10 protein-coding genes and 3 pseudogenes are annotated in these 18,665 nt (G+C 68.5%); 6 read left to right on the plus strand and 7 right to left on the minus strand.

Going from position 1 to position 18,665, the window contains the following annotated elements:
* Nucleotides 1-22 precede the first annotated feature (22 nt).
* The 6 genes and pseudogenes from GA0070604_RS34240 to GA0070604_RS10445 all read right to left on the minus strand — a co-directional run bounded on the left by GA0070604_RS34240 (nt 23) and on the right by GA0070604_RS10445 (nt 3,152).
* Nucleotides 23-562, minus strand: a complete 540-nt coding sequence (locus GA0070604_RS34240; RefSeq protein ID WP_425256116.1) for an FtsX-like permease family protein — start codon at nt 560-562, stop codon at nt 23-25.
* Nucleotides 562-1,131 (minus strand): annotated as a pseudogene (locus GA0070604_RS10425) (IS5 family transposase); the annotation flags it as partial. The gene GA0070604_RS34240 and the pseudogene GA0070604_RS10425, both read right to left, overlap by 1 nt.
* 155 nt (nt 1,132-1,286) lie before the next feature.
* Nucleotides 1,287-1,406, minus strand: a pseudogene (locus GA0070604_RS34245) (transposase); the annotation flags it as partial.
* Nucleotides 1,407-1,602: 196 nt separating this feature from the next.
* A complete protein-coding gene (locus GA0070604_RS33455; RefSeq protein WP_244161821.1) occupies nt 1,603-1,749 on the minus strand; it encodes a hypothetical protein in 147 nt (48 codons plus the stop codon).
* A 355-nt stretch (nt 1,750-2,104) separates the two neighbouring features.
* Nucleotides 2,105-2,392: pseudogene (locus GA0070604_RS33460) on the minus strand (ATP-dependent DNA ligase); the annotation flags it as partial.
* A 337-nt stretch (nt 2,393-2,729) separates the two neighbouring features.
* A complete protein-coding gene (locus tag GA0070604_RS10445) occupies nt 2,730-3,152 on the minus strand; it encodes a winged helix-turn-helix transcriptional regulator (RefSeq protein WP_091117753.1) in 423 nt (140 codons plus the stop codon).
* 140 nt (nt 3,153-3,292) lie between these two features.
* On the opposite strand from GA0070604_RS10445, the gene GA0070604_RS10450 reads away from it, so the two are divergent.
* Entirely contained in the window at nt 3,293-4,159 is an 867-nt protein-coding gene (locus GA0070604_RS10450) for an aldo/keto reductase family oxidoreductase (protein ID WP_091117755.1), read from the plus strand.
* A gap of 828 nt (nt 4,160-4,987) precedes the next feature.
* On the opposite strand, the gene GA0070604_RS10460 is transcribed toward GA0070604_RS10450, so the two are convergent.
* Nucleotides 4,988-6,256, minus strand: a complete 1,269-nt coding sequence (locus tag GA0070604_RS10460; RefSeq protein ID WP_091117760.1) for an MFS transporter — start codon at nt 6,254-6,256, stop codon at nt 4,988-4,990.
* Nucleotides 6,257-6,362: 106 nt separating this feature from the next.
* On the opposite strand from GA0070604_RS10460, the gene GA0070604_RS10465 reads away from it, so the two are divergent.
* The 5 genes from GA0070604_RS10465 to GA0070604_RS10485 all read left to right on the plus strand — a co-directional run bounded on the left by GA0070604_RS10465 (nt 6,363) and on the right by GA0070604_RS10485 (nt 18,504).
* On the plus strand, nt 6,363-6,956 hold the full coding sequence (locus tag GA0070604_RS10465) for a CGNR zinc finger domain-containing protein (protein WP_091117762.1): 594 nt from the start codon (nt 6,363-6,365) through the stop codon (nt 6,954-6,956).
* A gap of 235 nt (nt 6,957-7,191) precedes the next feature.
* Nucleotides 7,192-7,737 carry a phospholipase D-like domain-containing protein gene (locus tag GA0070604_RS10470; RefSeq protein ID WP_091117764.1) on the plus strand — a complete coding sequence of 182 codons (546 nt, stop codon included), beginning with the start codon at nt 7,192-7,194 and terminating at the stop codon, nt 7,735-7,737.
* A 188-nt stretch (nt 7,738-7,925) separates the two neighbouring features.
* Nucleotides 7,926-8,165: a hypothetical protein gene (locus GA0070604_RS10475; RefSeq protein ID WP_091117766.1), complete on the plus strand. Its 240-nt coding sequence runs from the start codon at nt 7,926-7,928 to the stop codon at nt 8,163-8,165.
* Between the two features lie 1,005 nt (nt 8,166-9,170).
* Complete coding sequence (locus GA0070604_RS10480; protein ID WP_244161822.1) at nt 9,171-12,065, plus strand: ATP-binding protein; 2,895 nt, start codon at nt 9,171-9,173, stop codon at nt 12,063-12,065.
* 172 nt (nt 12,066-12,237) lie between these two features.
* A complete protein-coding gene (locus GA0070604_RS10485; protein WP_244161823.1) occupies nt 12,238-18,504 on the plus strand; it encodes a S8 family serine peptidase in 6,267 nt (2,088 codons plus the stop codon).
* Nucleotides 18,505-18,665 lie beyond the last annotated feature (161 nt).

Below are 18,665 nucleotides of genomic sequence, written 5' to 3' on the forward strand. Positions count from 1 at the left end.
GGTCGCCACCCGCTCGCACTGGTCACGCGGTCGTGGCCCGGCTCTGGCGACCTGCCGCACCTGCTATGGCCGCTGCCACGGCGAGGCCGACGCAGGCCGAGACGATCGCGAGCAGTGGGAGCCACGGAACGGTCATCGAGACATGCACTCCGGTGCCGGCGAGGTCGGCGGCGACTGCTCGTCGGACGAGCCAGCCGAGGAATGCGGTGGTGAGTCCGCCGAGGACCAGACCGGCGCCGGTGATGAGGGCGGCTTGCCAGAGCGCGGTGCGACGCAGCTGGTCGCGTGTCGCGCCGAGCAGGCCGAGTGCTCGGTGTTGCCTGCGTCGTTGGGTGGCGCCGATGAGGGTGGCGTTGACGACGGCGATGGCGGCATAGACCCCGGCTGGGCCGAGCAGGATGGTGAGGCCGAAGTTGTTACTGCGCCGGACCTGGTCAGTGACGTCGGTGATCCATTCCTCAGCCGTCAGTACCCGGCTGTCGGTGCCGGTCAGAGCTTGGCCGAGAGCTGCCCTTGCCGCGCCGGTTTCGGTGCCTGAGAGAGTGTTGGGTAACTGGAGTATTACGTCTGGTTGAGTTCGTCGTCGAGGCGTCGGGCTGCTTCGGTCTCGATTGGGCCTTGCGGTTCGATGTCCTCGCCGGCGAGGCGGGCGGCCATCAGGCGGATCATGGCGACTTTGATCATCGCTTCGGCGTGTGCGGGTTTGCGCTCGTAGTCGCGGGCCAACCGTCTGCACCGTCCCAACCAGGCGAAGGTTCGTTCCACCACCCAACGTCGGGGTAGCACCTGGAAGCCTTTCACGTCGGCGTTGCGGGCGACGATCTGCAGGTCGATCCCGGCGTGCGTGCGGGCCCATGCCAGCAGGCCCGCGTCGACCCGGTTGACGTAGCCGGCGTCGGCCCAGACCAGGCCCAACAGCGGGAACGTCTCGGTGATCCCCGCGAGGACCAACTTGGCGCCGGCACGCTCTTGTATCGACGCGGAATGCACCACCGCCTTGAGCAACAGTCCGCAGGCGTCGACCAGGACATGGCGCTTACGGCCCCGAGTGTGTTTGCCGGCGTCGTAGCCGACCGCCTCACCGCCCTGGTGGCTGTGCGCGGTTTGCGAGTCCAGCACCGCGGCCGATGGCTGCGGGTCACGTCCCTCGTGGCGGCACGTCCCGCATGACCTCGTGCCATGGGACGTGGCCTACCGGTGGTTTCGCTGCTGGAGTACCGACGGGACGTGGGACCGGGGGTATGACCGGCTGCGAGACGCGGTGCGGGTGGCGCCGTACCGGTCCGCAGCACGTACAGGATTGTGTCGATGACTAACCGACGTGGATACCGCAACGGCCGACCGCCCCGACGCGGATTTCGCTGCGGCAGCAACGGCTCGATCACTGTCCACTGCCCATCAGTCAACGACGACTCGTACGCCGGTTTACAGACACGGCGACACAGACGTGATCTTCGCTGACACAGTCAGCGAAGATCACGTCCAGGCATCACAACACTCTCTGAGGCGGACGACGACGTCATCCGGACGGCAATCCCGGCACCCGGGGTATCGCTTCTCCACTGCCCGTCCACGAGCACAGCCGGAAGAGCCGGCGGATGGTTAGCCCAGATCGCCGAAGTAGCCCGCCTCCTCGCCGAGGAGCAACGGCACGTCGTACACCGACATGTCCGGCCGGTGCCGGGCGTAGCGAACCCGGTGTCTCCACCGTTGGTGTTCGAACGCCATGTCGGCGTCGATCTCGACCACGACGGTGGGGTCGACTTGTACGTATCGCAGCGGTTTCGGGTCGGTCGAACTGGCCGGACCGGGATGCGGGCAGCGGCGCTGGCCAGGGGTGGACCACGGCGCCGCGGTGTGGTGCGGGGCGCGGTGGGCGCAGCAGCGCCGCGAGTTCCTGGCGTTGGCCTTGGGTCAGCGGGTGGGTGCGTCCGGTGTAGCGTAGCCGCTGCCTGCGGTCGAACCGTCCGACGAGGGCGGTGTCCGGGTGGCTGATGCTGCCGGTTACCCCACCGATTATCGCTTCGGTCACCAGCCTGGTTCGGAACTTCCACCAGCCGCGGCGGCCGGGCTCGTATCGGCCGTCCAGGCGTTTGCTGACCACGCCTTCGATGCCTGCGGCGACGGTCCAGTGCAGCAGCCAGTCGGCCACTTGCCGCATGTCGGTCGTCTGTGGTGTGAGGGTGAGTTGCGCTGGTGCGTCGGTGAGCAGGTGTTCCAGCCGGGCGCGTCGCTGTGACAGCGGCTGCTGGAGGAGTATCTGTCCGCCGGTGTCGGTGAGGAGGTCGAACAGCACGTAGTGGGCGGGGGAGTCGTGTGCCAGGCGCAGCAGGTCGCGGCCGGCGGTGACCCGGCGTTGCAGGAGCGCGAAGTTGGTCCGACCCCGATCCAGGCGATCAGCTCACCGTCGAGGACCACCCCCGGCGGGATCGCGGCGCGGATGGCGCGGGTGATGTCTGCTGGCACCGTCGGATATCAGAATGGTCCGAATTGCCTGGGGCCGCGCCATGGCGGCGGGCCCTACGGTGTGTCGCTTGGCAGGACCGCCCCCATGCGGCGCGCTTGGGGCCAGCGCGCCGCGTGCTCTGGGTGGCGACTGAAAGCCCGCGCGGCTTCCGAATCTGGCCGAGATGAGTACCTTCATCATGGCCCGCTCGGCGCAAATCAACGCTGCCTGTGGCGGTCACGCTTTTCTCCGCTACGTGCACCACCACGGCGATTTGTCGATATCAGGCGGTGCTGGTGTCGTGCATCGCGCGGTTGGTGAGCACGTCGTCCATGTGCGTCTCGGCCCAAATCTTGAGGCCGCGCATCATCTGATGCAAGGACAGACCGAGCTCGGTCAGCTCGTAAGAGACCGTGACGGGCACGGTCGGCACCACGGTGCGGCTGATCAGCCCGTCGCGCTCCAGAGAGCGCAGCGTCTGAGTCAGCATCTTCTGGCTCACACCGGCCAGCAGGCGGGATAACTGCGAGTAGCGCATCGGCCGCGGCTCGCCGACGCAGTCGGGCCCGCTGCCCAGAGCGGCCAGAATCAGCGCGACCCATTTGTGGGAGATGCGGTCAAGCAGCTGGTGACTAGGACATACCGCTAGGAAAGCGTCATATTCGATCTTTGCCTGCGCCGTCTTCTGGGACGCTGTCGTCGCCATCGGCGACTCCTCCAACCGTTGGGTGCCTAACGAACCTGCAAGTGCCTACTTCCCGATAGAGAGTAACGCGGTCACAGTGGAGCAAGTATCCGGCAGGCGGAATTATCGCCTGGCCCAAACACGAAGACAAAGGTACGAGCATGATCTCCACTTCCCTTCCCGGCGGTACCTGGACGCTGGGAGACCTGACCGTCACCCGGTTCGGCTACGGCGCTATGCAGCTCGCCGGCCCCTGGGTCATGGGACCGCCCGCCGACCACGACGGCGCCCTCGCCGTCCTCCGCGAGGCCGTCAACCTCGGCATCACCCACATCGACACCGCCGACGCCTACGGGCCGCACGTCACCAACCAGCTGATCCGCGAAGCGCTGCACCCATACGCCGAATCGCTGCATATCGCGACCAAGGTCGGCGCAACCCGCGACGAGCAGGGCGGCTGGCCGCCGGCCCGCGACCCGGAAAGCCTGCGCCGGGCCGTCCACGACAACCTCGAAACTCTCGGCCTCGAGGTACTCGACCTGGTCAACCTCCGGCTCGGCAACGCCGAAGGACCCCAGCCCGGCCCGATCGCCGAGGCATTCGAGACGCTTGTCGAACTCCAGCGGCAGGGCCTGATCCGGCACCTCGGGGTGAGCAACGCGACGGCCGAACAGGTCACCGAGGCGAAGGCGATCGCGCCGATCGTGTGCGTGCAGAACATGTACAACCTCGCGCACCGCCAGGACGACGAGTTGATCGACGCGCTCGCCGAAGAGGGCATCGCCTACGTGCCCTTCTTCCCCCTCGGCGGCTTCAGCCCGCTGCAGTCGTCGGAACTCTCGGCCGTGGCCGCCCGGTTGGAGGCGACACCGATGTCGGTCGCCCTGGCCTGGCTGCTGCAGCGCTCGCCGAACATCCTGCTGATCCCCGGCACCTCCTCCACAGCCCACCTGCACGAGAACGTCGCCGGCGCGGGCCTCTCGCTCTCCGCCGACGACCTCACCGCGCTGGACAACATCGGCCGCTAGCGGGACATCAACCGGCCCACCGCGGTGTGAGACCAGCAGGCACGAGTCTCAAACAACCGACCGGCCCGAAGACGCGCCATAGTTGCGGTGGTGCACGTGGACGGTCCACGTGCACCACCGCAACCTCGTACCGCGAGTCGAACAAGACCAGGACCGCGGTTACTCGTGGTTAGCAATGCGGGCGGCGTACGCGTGCCAGTCGCCCGCGGCTGCGCGCTGCCACGCCACGGCGCTGCTGATGTCGATGCCAAGGCAGCGGGCAAGCACCGCGGCGGGGAGTTCGACGCGAGTTGGAACAGTGCCGCGGTGCGAGCGGCGCGGGCGGGCACGCCGATCGCCGAGAGGCGCTTGCGCAGCGCCTCGGGGCTGATCGGCTGAGTCCACGGCCGGCCGGGGAAAATCCATGGTGCTGCGCCCGCCAGCCGCGCAGCATCGCCTCAACCATCGCGTCCTCGGGCCGCAGATGCACCACGCCGGTCGTGAACCCCATGCGCGCCGAACCCGGCACCTCAAGGCCTTGACGCTGCGCCATCCGCCCATCCCCTCCGATGGGCATAACGTGCATCAGATGCAAGAGCTGCGGTCAGTCACCAGACGGGACAAGCCATGCAGAAGACTCGGAATCTGCAGCGCGCGATCCGCCTGGAGCGTCAGTGGCCGTGCATCTAACGGAATTCCCGAGGGTTGGGGAAGTAGGTGGTCAGGTTCCGGCCGGCCCGTGACTGCAGGTACACCCCGCCGGTCTCGCGGAAGGCGATACACCTCCACCCGTCCTGCTCCAGACTCGCCGGTGTCTCACGAGACAGCCCATTGGCCCCGAAACTTCGCCTAGATCAGTAGCTCCTGTCTGCGTTCGTGACGCACTGATGGGTTGTTTTCGGCGTCACGGAGGGCTTGGGTGGTGACCCGGGAGGCGAGCAGGAGCGCGGCGAGCACGAGTCCGAGGGCTGCGGCGATGAAGGGTGCGTGGATTCCCAGGCTGCGTCCGAGCATGCCGCCGGCGAGGGCTCCGAGGGGGACGACACCCAGGACGACCAGGCGGTAGGCGGCGGTGACGCGGCCGAGGAGTTCGTCGGGGACTGCTGCTTGGCGCAGGGTGCTGACGACGATCTGGTTCAGCGAGGTGGCGATGGCAGCGCAGAACATGCTGGCAAGGGCGAGGGGTGTGTTGTGACTCAGGCCGAGGATGGCGTAGCTGGCGGCCGGGGTGAGGGCGGCGAGCCAGGTGGTGGGGCCGCCGCCGATACGGGGCACGACGTGTTCGGCGAGCAGTGAGCCGGCGATCGCGCCGGCGGCGGGGACGGCGATGAACAGGCCGTAGCGTGACATGGGCATGTGGTACGGGCCGGTGATCAGCAGAACGAGCAACCCGCCGGTGGCCGCGCCGAAGAAGTTGATTGCCGCCGAGATGAACGCGACCCGGCGCAGCAGGTCGTGGTGCCAGAAGTGGGCCCATCCGGAGCGGATGTCCTGGGTGATGGTGGTCGGGGTCGAGTGGCGGCGCTGCTGTTCCCCGCTGGTGGGGCGCAGCGCGGGCAGCAGTAGAGCTGCCAGGCCGGCGAGGGCGAACGCGGCCGCGCCGGTGTAGAAGGCCGCTGATGCTGCCAGCGCGAACAACGCCGCCCCGGCAGGCGGACCGATGAAGGTGTTGATGACGGACTGGGTCGCGAACAATCGGCCGTTGGCGCGCTCGAGCTGCTCGCGTGGCAAGAGACGGGGCGGGATGGTCAGGGCGGCGTTGTCGACCATCGTCTCGGCGCAGCCGGCTAGGAACACTGCGGCGTAGAGCAGTGCGACGTGGCGCCATCCATTCGCCAAGGTCACGGCGAGCAGCGCGAACCCGGCCGCGCGCAGCCAGTTGCCAGCGGTGAGTATCCGACGTCTGTCCATCCGGTCGGCCATCGCGCCGGCGGGGAGGGTTGCGACCAGCCAGGGCAGGAACTGCACCACCGTCATGCCCGCCACCGCGAGCGGGTCACGGGTCAGCGTGGCGACGAGCAGCGGCGCCGCGGCCTGCAGTAGCCCGTCGGCGAGGTTTGAGGACGCTTGGGACGCCCACAGCGCCGTGAACGATCTGCGTGGGGCGGCGGCAGGCACGGTCTGTCTCCTGATGCTGTTCTCATGGGTGATTGGCTGATTGGGGGTGAGCATGCCACTGGGGTGGTCTCACATGCAACAATGCCTTTGGCCATGAGAGGAGCTGATGGTGAGGTTCGGCCACATCTCGGGCGACCGCATGCTCGACCTGGTGAACACCGTTGCCTGGCGCCTCGGCGGGCGCGAACGCGCCGAGAACCTGAAGACCTTCTCCGACGTCGTCGACTGGTGCGTCGAGTCCGACCTGATCAGCGGAGACGAGGCCGTGGCCTTGCGCGACCTCGCCGGCCAGGACGACGACCAGGCCGAGCGGGAACGGCAACAGGTCATCGAAGCGCGCGAGAGCGCCTACGCGGCTCTCTTCGAGGATGACACCGAAGCCGCCGCAGACCTCGCGGGCATGTACCGGGCGGCGATCGCCGCAGCCGACCTGGTCCGCACCGGCGACCGCTGGCAATGGCGAGACCGGGAAACCGACCTCTGTTTGCCCCGCAATCGCATCGTCCGCGGGCTCGTGGCTCTCACCCAGCGCGACGACCTCGACCGCCTCCACCAGTGCGAAGACGCCAAGTGCGGCTGGGTTTATCTCGACACATCACCGCGGCGGAACCGCCGCTGGTGCAACACGAAGGACTGCGGCGACCGCAACCGCGCCCGCGCCTACTACGCCCGACAAAAGGCGAAGAGCCACCGGCCCTGATTCCTTCACCGCCTGCGATCGTGGACTCACGACGCCGAGACTCAATCAACGTCCCCGGCCAGTACAGCTAGAAGCGGACACCGCACCAATGTCGCAGAGCAGGTGCTGGTGCAGAGTTCGGCGAACCTGACCGTCAGCAACGCAGAACAGGCCTGGAACAACGCGCTGACCCTGGTCGGGGAACACCGCCGTCTACAACGCGTACGTCGCCTACTTCAACGACCTGGCGGCCCAGATGAAGAACAACGACTACTACCGGACCACCTCCGGCGGCAACGCAGAGTCGTACTTCTTCCCGCGCGCCGGCTCGAGCGCCAGCACCGACACGATCTACAACATGCTCGACGAGAACGTCACCTGCGAGGGCAACACCTCGGTCGGCACCGAGACGGGACGCACCGTCATCCGGATCGGCATGTGGGACTTCAGCCGCAACGCCATCGCGACCAAGCTGCGTGAGCTGGCCGACCGGAAGTGCTGGGTCGACGTCGTCTACACCGAGATGGGCGGGGACGTGCGGAGCATCCTCGGCGGGCACGACCGAATCCAGCTCTACCGGATCAGCGGCAGCTACATCGTCCACTCGAAGTACATGTTGATCGAGGGGACGTACCGTGGCCTGCGGGACACCAAGTGGGTGATCACGGGCAGCCACAACTACTCCGACCAGGCGCTGCGGGAGGACGACGAGGCTCTGCTGCGGATCCGGTCGGCGACCATCCACGACCAGTACCGGTCGAACTTCTGGGCGCTGCGCGCCGCAGGCGTGCCGCAGAGCTGACCCCCCGGGGCGGTAGGGACGGCCGGGGGCGCTCTTGGGGAGGGCGAGTGGGGGGTGGCCCCCCGGGCAGGACTTCGTCCTGACCGTTGCCACGAAGGGACCGGAGGCTCCCGGGCTCGCCGTATTGGCGGCTTCTCGTCTCATCCATCTGGCATGTCCCGGTTGTCGTTCTCGGTGAGGATGAGGGCATGCCTGCATGGAACAAGTGGTGGGGTCGGCTCGCCGCAGTCGTTGCTGCGGTCGTGTTCTCGGTGTTCGTGCCGGTCGCGGCCTGGGCGTCCTCGGGGACCGGCGAGCGGGTGGTGGAAGCCGTCCGGCGTAGGCCGCTAGGCGGCGCGGGCACGTTCTGCTGCCTGGTGGTTATCGCCGCGGTCGTGCTGCTGGTGATGTGGTTGAGTCGCCGCCGGCGGGACAGGCAGCAGCGCTGACGTGGTCGGGTGGGACAAGGCGACCAGCGCGGTAAATCCGGCTTGACATTTCTTGAGCCGTGCACTTCGTCATCTGGCTGGCCCATTGGAACGGCTTCATCGCCTGATCCAGCCCGGCCCCTCCGCCCGCGGCAAGAAGGCCGACCGGATCCAGGCCGTCTGGTGTAACGCAATGACGGGCTCTTGGGGCCCCGGTAGCGGCCACAAGCTTGACCCAGTCCCCGGGTTCCGGAAGCCACAACGTGTCGGGACGGCGAGCCGCGGCCGGCCACACGTGGCGGCACGTCACACGGCCGGGTGACCAGCGCCCGACGCCGGCCCGCGCGCCACGCCGGCCAGTACTGTCACAGGCGTTGGAGCGGCGGTCGTGGAAGTGGTGCCGCGCCCGCCGCTCCCACCATGTCGCCCGAAGGGGTTCCCGAGTCGGCCCAGCTTCCTTGCCGCCCGCCCTCCGGCCTGTGGTGACGGGGCCGACGGGCCATTAGGGGGCCGCCGCCCACAGCAGCGGAGGATTGTCCGTCGCCCGTCGCCTGTCGCCCGTCGCCCAACAGTCATCCAGCCGCGCCCGCTCATCGCGGACCTTCTGGCGCAGATCCGAATCCGGTAGTGGCCGGGGCCGTGAGGGCTCAGCGAAAACTCCTTTGCCGCATACGATGGCTCTTGCTGTAGTGGGACGACCGTCAGCGCCCCGTTTGGTAGGTACAGGCTGAACTCCGCGACGTCGAGCAGACCCTCGCCCTGCTGCTCTGGTTCCGCCGCCTGCGCATCCGCTGGGAAGTCCGCGACGACGGCTCGGCGGCGGCAGCCGGGCGCGGATCATCCACGAAACCTTCCTCACCCTCGCCCGCGTCATCATCTGCTGGCGCCGGCTCCAACACTCAAGAGTGAGGAGCTCCAAGCCAGCCTGTGCTTGCGCCCGAGCAGCGAAAGGCGAGATCATCACGCATGCTCCACTCCTCGCCCGAGGACGACGGGACCTCACCGACGGTTTCTACGCCGGCCTTCGTGGGCCGTGATCGGGAGCTGGCGGCGCTCAGTGGGGCCTTGGCCCGGCCACCGGCGATCGTGCTGGTAGAGGGCGAGGCGGGGATCGGCAAGAGCCGACTGCTGCGAGAGTGGTTGGCCGGGCCGCACCAGCGCACCACCCTGGTCTCGGTGTGCCCACCGCTTCGAGAGTCGCTCACGTTGGGACCGATCGTCGACGCGTTCCGGGGGATCGACCGGCCGGCGTCGCGATTGCGGCTCACCGAGCTTGCGGGTGCGCTACGGCCCCTGTTCCCTGAATGGTCCTCGGACCTGCCGCCAGCATTGCCGCCCTTGGACGATGCGAAAGCGGCACGGCATCGCCTGTTCCGCGCCCTGGACGAGCTGCTCCGGGCTCTGCGTGTCGACGTTCTCGTGCTCGAGGACGCTCACTGGGCCGACGAGGTGACCTTGGAGTTCCTGCTGTTCGTCACCTCCCGACAGCAGTCGGACGGGCCGAGCCTCGTGATCTCCTATCGGCCGGAGGAGGTGGACAGCGGATCGCTGTTGCTGCGGCTGACGTCCCGGCTGCCTGCTGGCGTGACCCAGCTGAGGATCGCCCTGGCGCCGTTGCGACCCGACGACACGGCAGCGCTGGTGTCCTCGATGCTGGACGGCAACCCGATATCGCAGGAGTTCACGACGTTCATGCACGAGCGGACCGGTGGTGTTCCGCTGGCGCTGGAGGAGTCGGTTCGCCTCATGTGCGACCGTGCCGATCTCGTCTTCCGCGACGGGCAGTGGGTCCGGCTGAGGCTGCGCGAGCTACAGGTGCCGCCAACGGTGCGCGACTCCACCCGGGAGCGGGTGGGCCGTCTGTCGCCGACGGCCCAGCAGGTGTTGCGAGCCGCGGCGACGTTGGCTGAGCCGTCATCGGTTGCCACGATCGCGGCGACCGCCGGTCTGTCATCAGATGCGTGTCGAGGCGCTATCGCGGAGGCGGCCGATGCCGGTGTCCTGGACGGGGACGACCGCGGCCACTGGCGATTCCGGCATGTGCTGGCCGCCACGGCTGTCTACGAAGCGATCCCGTTGACCGATCGCAGACACTTCCACCTGCTGGCGGGCCGGGCGTTGGAGGACATCCATCCGCCGCCTGTCGCACGCCTTGCCCGCCACTTCCGCGAGGCGGGCGAGACGGAGTCCTGGGCGCGGTACGCCGAGCAGGGCGCCGAGCTGGCCATGGCCTCGGGTGACCACACCAAGGCGGTCGGCTTGCTGGTCGATCTGTTGTCGTGGTCTGAGCTGCCGCCGTCGGATCGGGCACGAGTCGCGCGTATCGCCGGAGTAGCCGCACTGGGCCGTCGTGAACCGGTCGACGAGGTCTACCACCGCGTGATCCGTACCTTGCGCTCGGTGCTGGAGACTCCCGGTCTCTCCGCACGCCAGCAGGCCGAGATCCGCAACCCCCTGGGCCGGCTCCTGATCACCGGGGGTGAGGCACAGGCCGCACTCATCGAGCTCGAGCAGGCGGTGGCCAACCTCGACCATGACCCGGTCGAGGCGGCTCGGGCGATGACCTATCTCGGATGGGCCTATGCGGGACCGTGGCCCGCGTCGACTCATCGGCGTTGGCTGGATCGCGCCGCTGAACTCACCGCCGAAATCGCTTCTCCCGCAGAGCGGCTGAACCTGGCTGGCAACCGTGCCGCCGCGTTGCTCATGCTCGGCGACGAGGAGGCCTGGGACGTTGTCGCCGACCTGCCCATCGACGGTGCGGCTTCGGCGGAGCGTCTCGACGTGGCCCGCATCCACGCAAATGTCGGCACCGGCGCACTGATCTGGGGTCGGTACGCCGAGGCGGAGAAACATCTCGTCGTGGCCATGCGCCTTGCCGAGGCCGAGCAGGCGTCCCGGTTGCAATACAACATCCGACTCGAACAGGCCAACCTGGCGTGGCTCACCGGTCGGTGGGAGGGTCTCGCGGAGCGAAGCGCGGCACTCGCCGATGCCGACCGAGACCGGCCGGCGCTCTACCTCGGCAGCATTCGGCTCGCGGCCCGGCTGGCAGCCGCGGCCGGACGGCGGCGCGCTGCGGAGGAGCAGTTCCGGCTGGTCCTTGAGGAGTCCGCCCGTCTCGGCGCAGCCGACGACACGATGGAGGCCGCCGCTGCGCTGGCCAGACTGTGGCTGACGGACGGAAACAGCGGCCGGGCGCTGCAGATCACGAACGAGCCGATGGACACAATCCGGAGAAAAGGCATCTGGGTCTGGGCGACCGACCTCGTCCCCGCCCGGATCGAGGCGCACCTCGCCGCAGGCGACCTTGAGGCCGCGGCACGCCTGGGCGACCAGTTCGCCAGAGGACTGCGTGGCCGCACGGCGCCTGCGCCTCGTGCGGCGCTCGTCGTATGCCGTGCCCAGCTGCTCTCCGCAGCCGGAGACCACGCCCGCGCGGCGACGGCATACGACCGGGCGGTACGCGCCTGGAGCGCTTTGCCGCGCCCCTACGACGCCATCCTCGCCCGCGAGCGTCAAGCCGAGGCGCTCATGTCGCAAGGCCGGCTCGAGCAGGGCCGAGAGTTGCTGGCCGCACAGTACGAGCAACTGTTCAGGCTCGGAGCGCGCGGCGATGCAGACCGTGTCGCACAGCGGCTTCGCGAACACGGCGCCGAGGTTCCGCGATTGTGGCGCGGCGGTCGACGGGGGTACGGCGACCGGCTCTCACCTCGTGAGCTCGACGTGGTCCGACTGGTTGTCGCCGGCAAGACGAACCGGGAGATCAGCCGGATTCTGGCCAAGTCGCCGGCCACGGTGGATCAACAGCTGCGCGCGGCGATGCGCAAGTTGAAGGTGACCTCCCGGACCTCGCTCGCGGTCAAGGCCGTAGAGGCCGGAGTGTTCGCAGAAGAGGATTCTCTCCACGACCCGTCGTGAAAATTGACGTATCCGCTGGATAGCGAAGGCCGCTCGGCCCGCCCGAGCATGAATCCATGATCCATGGCCCCAGGGCAGCGCATGCCTGAGCGACCTGTCGCGCCTGACGACTCCGTCACCGAGCACCAGCGATCACTCGAGCTGTCGCGCGAGCCGCGCGTCGACGCCCGCGATGCCGACGACGTCGACGACGCCGACAACCACAAGAGCCACGACCCCTACCAACCTCTGTAGGTCGAAGGACCCCCACATGAGACTAAAAGCCCTCATCGCTGCGCTGGCCGTAGCGGTCGGCCTGAGCATGATCTCGCCGCCATCGGCGTCGGCCGCTGAGCCGGATCCCGGTGCGGCCGCCAGCAAGATCGCCTCGGACCTAAAGGACCGCTTCCGCAAGGAGCCGGCCTCCGACTTCTGGATCACGTTCGCCACCAAGGCCGATCTCGCCCCCGCAAAGAAGATCACGGACTGGACTGCCCGCGGCCAGTTCGTCTACGACACGCTGAAAGCGGCAGCGAAGCAGTCGGTGACGTCCGTCTCCCCAAAGCTCGACGCAGCAGGCGTGAAATACACCTCCTACCCGATCGCCAACGCTGTGCTCGTCAAGGGCGGCACCGAGAAACTCGCCCTCAACGTTGCCTCGGTGGCGCAGGTCGCCGAGATCCACGCGACGCCGCAGGTCGCGCTGGTCGAACCCGTGGACGAAAAGAGCCCAGCCGACCGAGCCGTACGCCCCGCCGCCCCGAAGACCACCGCCGACGCGAGCACCGTCTCGTGGGGTCTGGACGCCATTCACGCCCCCCAGGCCTGGGCCATGGGCGCCACCGGTGCGGGCATCACCGTGTCCAACCTCGACTCGGGCGTCCAGTTCGACCACCCAGCGCTGATGGACTCCTACCGTGGCAACAAGGGCGACGGCACGTTCGACCACAACTACAACTGGATGGTTACCCGGGGCACGTGCACGGGCGCGCCGTGCGACGACAACGGACACGGCACGCACACCATGGGCACCATGGTCGGCGACGACGGCACCAACCACGTCGGCGTCGCCCCGGACGCGCAGTGGATCGCGACGAACGGCTGCTGCGACAGCACCGGCGCCGAGTCGCTGCTCAAGTCCGGCTGGTGGTTGCTCGCCCCCACCGACGTCCACGGCAACAACCCGGACGTCTCCAAGCGCCCCCACGTCATCAACAACTCGTGGGGCCAGAGTGCGGAGCACAACTTCGACGACTTCTTCCAGGCCATCGACGAGGCATGGACCTCTGCGGGCATTTTCAGCGTCTGGTCATCGGGCAACACCTCGCCGTACGCGGCCTGCGACACCGTCTCCTCGCCCGGCTCCGCCGAGAGTGCCTACTCCGTCGGCGCCTACGCGTCGAACGGCACGCTCGCGTCGTTCTCCCGCAAGGGCGAGGGTGAAGGCGGCCGGATCAAGCCCGAAATCTCCGCCCCCGGCGAGTCCGTCCGGTCGTCCTACCCGAACAACAGCTACACCGAGATGTCCGGCACATCGATGGCGGCTCCCCACGTCGCCGGTGCCGTCGCGGCGCTGTGGAGCTACGACCCGACCCTCATCGGGCAGGTCGAGGAGACCCGCCGCCTGCTTGCCGAGTCGGCCGTCGACGTCGACGACACCGAGTGCGGCGGCACCAGCGCCTTCAATAACAAGTACGGCGAGGGCCGGCTCGACCTCGTCCGCCTGCTCGAGCTCGCGCCGCGCCAGGGCGGCACCCTGACCGGTGTCGTCACCGCCGACGGCGCCCCGGTCCTTGGCGCCGAGGTGACGGTCAGCGGCCCGTTCAGCCGGTCCATCGGAACCGACAAGGACGGCCGGTTCAGGATGAACCTCCCGGTCGGCGACTACCAGATCAGCACCAAGGTCTTCGGCTACCTGACCGCGACCGCGAGCGCCACGATCACCCTGGGCCAGAACACCTCGCTCGAGGTTGCCCTCACCGCCGCGGCGCGCCACGACATCAGCGGCAGGGTCGTCGACCACAAGAAGCAGCCCGTCCCGAACGCCGACGTCTCCGTCAAGGACACGCCGCTGGCCGCGGTACGCACGGACGCCAACGGCGCTTTCACGATCCCCGCTGTCCCCGAGGGCGGCTACACGCTGAACATCAAGCCAAACGCCTGCTTCTCGCCCACGACCGTCCCGCTGACCGTCGGCGCGCAGAACGGCTCGCCCGAGATCCCGGTCGCGCTCGTCATCGACGAGGGCGGCTACAGCTGCGCCGTCTCCGAGGGCGAGTACCTGCGCGGCACGGACCCGGTCGCGTTCCCGAGCGGCGTGTGGGCGACGGTGAAGCTGCCGTTCCCGATCGCGCTCTACAACGGCAGCCACGACACCCTGGGTATCAGCCTGCGCGGCGTGATCTCCCCGGACGCCTCCACCGGACCCGGCACCGGCGGTGCCGGCGTCTTCCCGTTCTACGTCCAGACCCCCGTCCAGTTCGCTCCCGGCGGGGGAGTCTTCACGGCGGCCACCAAGGTCAACGGCGAGGACGCGTTCGTCGTCGAGTACCGCAACGCCAAGATCTGGGCCTACCCGATCCGGTCGGAGTACACGGAGCCGGTCGACTTCTCCGTCACGCTCACCCGCTCGGGCACCGTGATCTTCGGGTATGGCGACGGCATCGGCACCGACGACCCGGTGACCGCCGGCGCCCGCACCATCACCGGCATACAGGGCTGGGCCGGCGTCGACGGCATCCGGTTCTCCGACAACGCCCCGGTGCTGTACGACGGAATGATCGTCACCTACGACCTTCCCGACTGGGGCTACCTCGACGCGACCATCGTCGACCAGAACGACGGGCTGCCCGTGGCCGGGGCCAAAATCTCCTTCACGGACAAGAATGGGCTCGTCGAGACCGTCACGACCAACGGCACGGGCATCGTGCACCGCCAGCTTCCGGTCGGCGACTACACCATGACGGTCGACGCGCCGAACTACACGAGTGCGGCATACCCCTTCACCCTCGACAAGCTCTACGCAAAGGCCAAGATCGACGCGCGTCTGACCACGGGTGTCGCCGGCCTGAAGGCCGACGGCCTCGACGTGGTGCTGGGCACCGACCAAAAGGGCGTCGGCACGCTGACGCTGACCAACACCGGCTCGGCACCGCTGAACTACGACCTGGGCGAGGCGGCGCGCCACCCCGAGCTTGACGCCGCCGGCGCCAGCACGCGCACCGGGACGGGTGCGGACAGCACGATCGACCTCACCGCGTGGAAGGCCGGCGCGCGCGGCATGAAGCCGTCGAACGTCGACGGCACGGCTGCGACGGCGAGCGCCGCGGAAGCACAGGCGGCCAGCAAGGTCGGCACGACCTCCGGCGGAGATGTCATCACCCGGGTCCCCATCCCAGGCAAGATCGAGGAAAAAGAGCCCTCCGGCATCGGATACGACGGCGATGTCTGGGTCCATGACTACAACGCGCGGACCAACACCGCCTACACGGTGACGGGCAAGCCGACCGGCAAGGTCTTCGACGCCTCGTGGAACCCCACGTACCGGGCGTTCGACATGGCGCTCGACACCAAGACCGGTGACATGTGCCAGATGGAGGACAGCCCGGCCAGCTACATCCACTGCTTCGACCGCGAGACCGGGAAGGAGACCCGGCAGATCAAGGGTGACTGGTCCACGCTGCAGCTGACCGGACTCGCCTACAACCCGACGGAGGACGTGTTCTACGTCGGCGGCCGGGCGAACGGCATGATCGGAACCGTCGCCGGAACGACGCACGACAACGCGGGCGCGCTGCTGTCCTTCTGCGCCCCGCCGCTGCCCGAGGTGATGGGCCTGGCCTACAACCAGGCGTCCAACACCATCTGGTACACCGACCTCACCACGAACAGGCCCACCCGGCTGCTGCAGGTCGACCCCGACGACTGCTCACTCGTCAACGCGTGGTGGTTCCCGGGCCAGAAGGTGGGCCAGGGCGGCGGCCTCGAGACCGACTCGACCGGGGCGCTGTGGGCGGCGGACCAACTCGCCGACGACGTCGTGCTGGTCGACGTCGACGACGATCTGCTCACCGACCTGCCGTGGCTGTCGCTCTCCTCGACCGGCGGCACCCTCGCCCCGGGTGAGTCGACGACCGTCAAGGTCTCGATCTCCTCCAAGGACGCCAAGCCAGGAGTCCTCGCCGCGAACATCGTGATGCGCTCCGACTCCGGACGCCAGTCCAAGACCTACGTCCCAGTGACGCTCACGACCACGAAGTACCAGGTCGGCGTCAACGCCGGCGGCCCGTCGTTCACCGACGGCTCCGGCTACACCTGGTCCGGCGACCAGGCCTCCCGCGACGGGGCATGGGGCTACGAGGGAAAGACGAAGGCCACCTCCACGCAGGCCGGGATCGACGGCACGACGGACGACGCCCTGTTCCAGTCGCAGCGCACCACGCCGGGCAAGGACCTGACCTACACCTTCCCCGACGCGCCCAAGGGCACCTACGCGATCGATCTCGGGTTCGCCGAAATCGAGAAGGCGGCCAACGGGAAGCGGGTGTTCGACGTCCTCGTGGACGGCTCGCTGACGCAGTACGCGTACGACCCGGCCGCGGCCGTGGGCCCGGACGCCGCCGACTGGCGCACTGCCGTCGTGAAGCACGAGGGCGGCCCGCTGACCGTGGAGCTACGGGGTTCGAGGGGACTGCGCGCCCCGAGCATCGCCGCGTTGCGTGTGACGCTCGACCCGCGCGCAGACAAGGCGGAGCCGGAGCCCCAGCCCGAGCAGCCGGAGCCGGGCCCCGTGCCCGTGGCCCCCGCCGGTCGCTCCTACTCGATGAAGGTGACCGACGGGCTCTACCGCCAGGGTACGGAGGAGTCCGGGTGGCACGGCGATGACGCCTGCGGCGTGCTGTGGTTCGACTCCAGCTTCCTGTTCCCGTTCTACGACACGGCCTGGGACGGCGTGTGCGTGACGACGAACGGCGCGCTGGTCTTTGACCGCGCCAGCTCGCTGGGGAACAACACGGCACTGCCGTCGCGGAGTCCGATCGATGCGATCTATCCGCTCTGGGACGACCTCATCGTCGACGACCAGGCAGGCATCTACCTCGGCACAACCGAGGTGGACGGGCTGGCGGCACAGGTCATCGAGTGGCGCGACGTCACCTTCTACAGTGACCGGACGGCTTGCGTGAGTTTCTCGGTCACCCTGATCGCCGACGGACGGATCCAGATCGGGTACGGCGACGGCGTCGGCGGCGACAACCCGCTCACCCGCGGGTCGTCGGCAACGGTCGGCGTGGAGAGCCTGACGCGCAACCCCGCGAGCCAGTACTCCTTCAACCAGCCCGTCCTGAAGGCCGGCCTGGGGCTGCAGTACACCCTCCCGGCCGCGGGCACAATCGAGGGCACGGTCACCGACGCGAACGACGGCAAGCCGATCGAGGGCGCGATCGTCACGCTCAAGGGGCCGGCCGGTGAGCGGGTCATCACGGCCGACGCAAAGGGCCGGTGGAAGACTCAGGCGCTGGTCGGCGAGAACACCGTGCAGGTTTCGGCGCCGAACTACGTCACCGCCAGCCACCCCGTGACCATCACGAAAAAGGATCAGTCCGAGGTGGTCGACACGGCGTTGACCACGGGCGTCGCCACCGTCAGCGGAGGTAACCTCGACTGGTTCCTCGGCCCGGACCAGAAGGCGACGGCCGACGTGACCGTGACCAACACCGGCTCCGCCCCGCTCGAGGTACGACTCAGCGAGCAGAAGCGCACCAGCGACGGTGGGAACGAGGCCGCCGACCTTCCGTGGCTGACCCTCACGGGCGCGGCCGCGGCCGGCACAGTCACGCTCGCGGTCGGCGAATCCACCACGGTCACGGCGACGGCCGACAACGCCGACGTCGATCCCGGCGTGCTCGTCGGGGACGTGCTCGTGGCGTCGAACGCCGGCAAGGGCGAGGCCCAGCTCCGGCCGGTCCGCCTGGCGACCTCGGCCTACTGGAAGGGCGTCGACGTCGGCGGATCCGGGCACGTCGGTGCCGACGGCTTCGTCTGGTCGCCCGACCAGCGGCTCGGCTCGGGGCCATGGGGCTACGTCGGCGGCACGGCGCGTGCCACCAAGGCCGACATCGGCGGCACGGAGGACGACGACCTGTTCCGCACCCAGCGTACCGGCAAGACGTTCACCTACGTGTTCAAGAACGCGCCCGCCGGCACGTACCAGATCGGCCTCGACTTCGCGGAGATCGAAAAGGTCAAGGCCGGCAGGCGTACCTTCGATGTTCTGGTCGACGGCAAGGCCGTGCTCCACGACCACGACGTGCAGGCGAAGGCGGGCGCGCTGACCGCGGACGTGAACACGGTCACCGTCAAGCACACCGGCGGCGACCTGGAGGTCGAGTTCCGCAGCGAGGTCGGCGAGCGCGACCCGATCCTCAACGCCCTGAAGGTCCAGGAGGACCCGCGCCCATGAGATAGCCGAACCAGCCCTCCAGTAGAGGTCAGAGCCTCCTCGGGACATCATCCCGAGGAGGCTCTGACCGCGACTACCGAGTTTGAGGCTCTGGCCCGCATTCGCACACCGACCCGCCGCAGCCCGCGGGTACCGGTTGGCCGTTGCGCCTGCACTCGGCT

Source organism: Micromonospora eburnea (genome assembly GCF_900090225.1).
Classification (GTDB): domain Bacteria; phylum Actinomycetota; class Actinomycetes; order Mycobacteriales; family Micromonosporaceae; genus Micromonospora; species Micromonospora eburnea.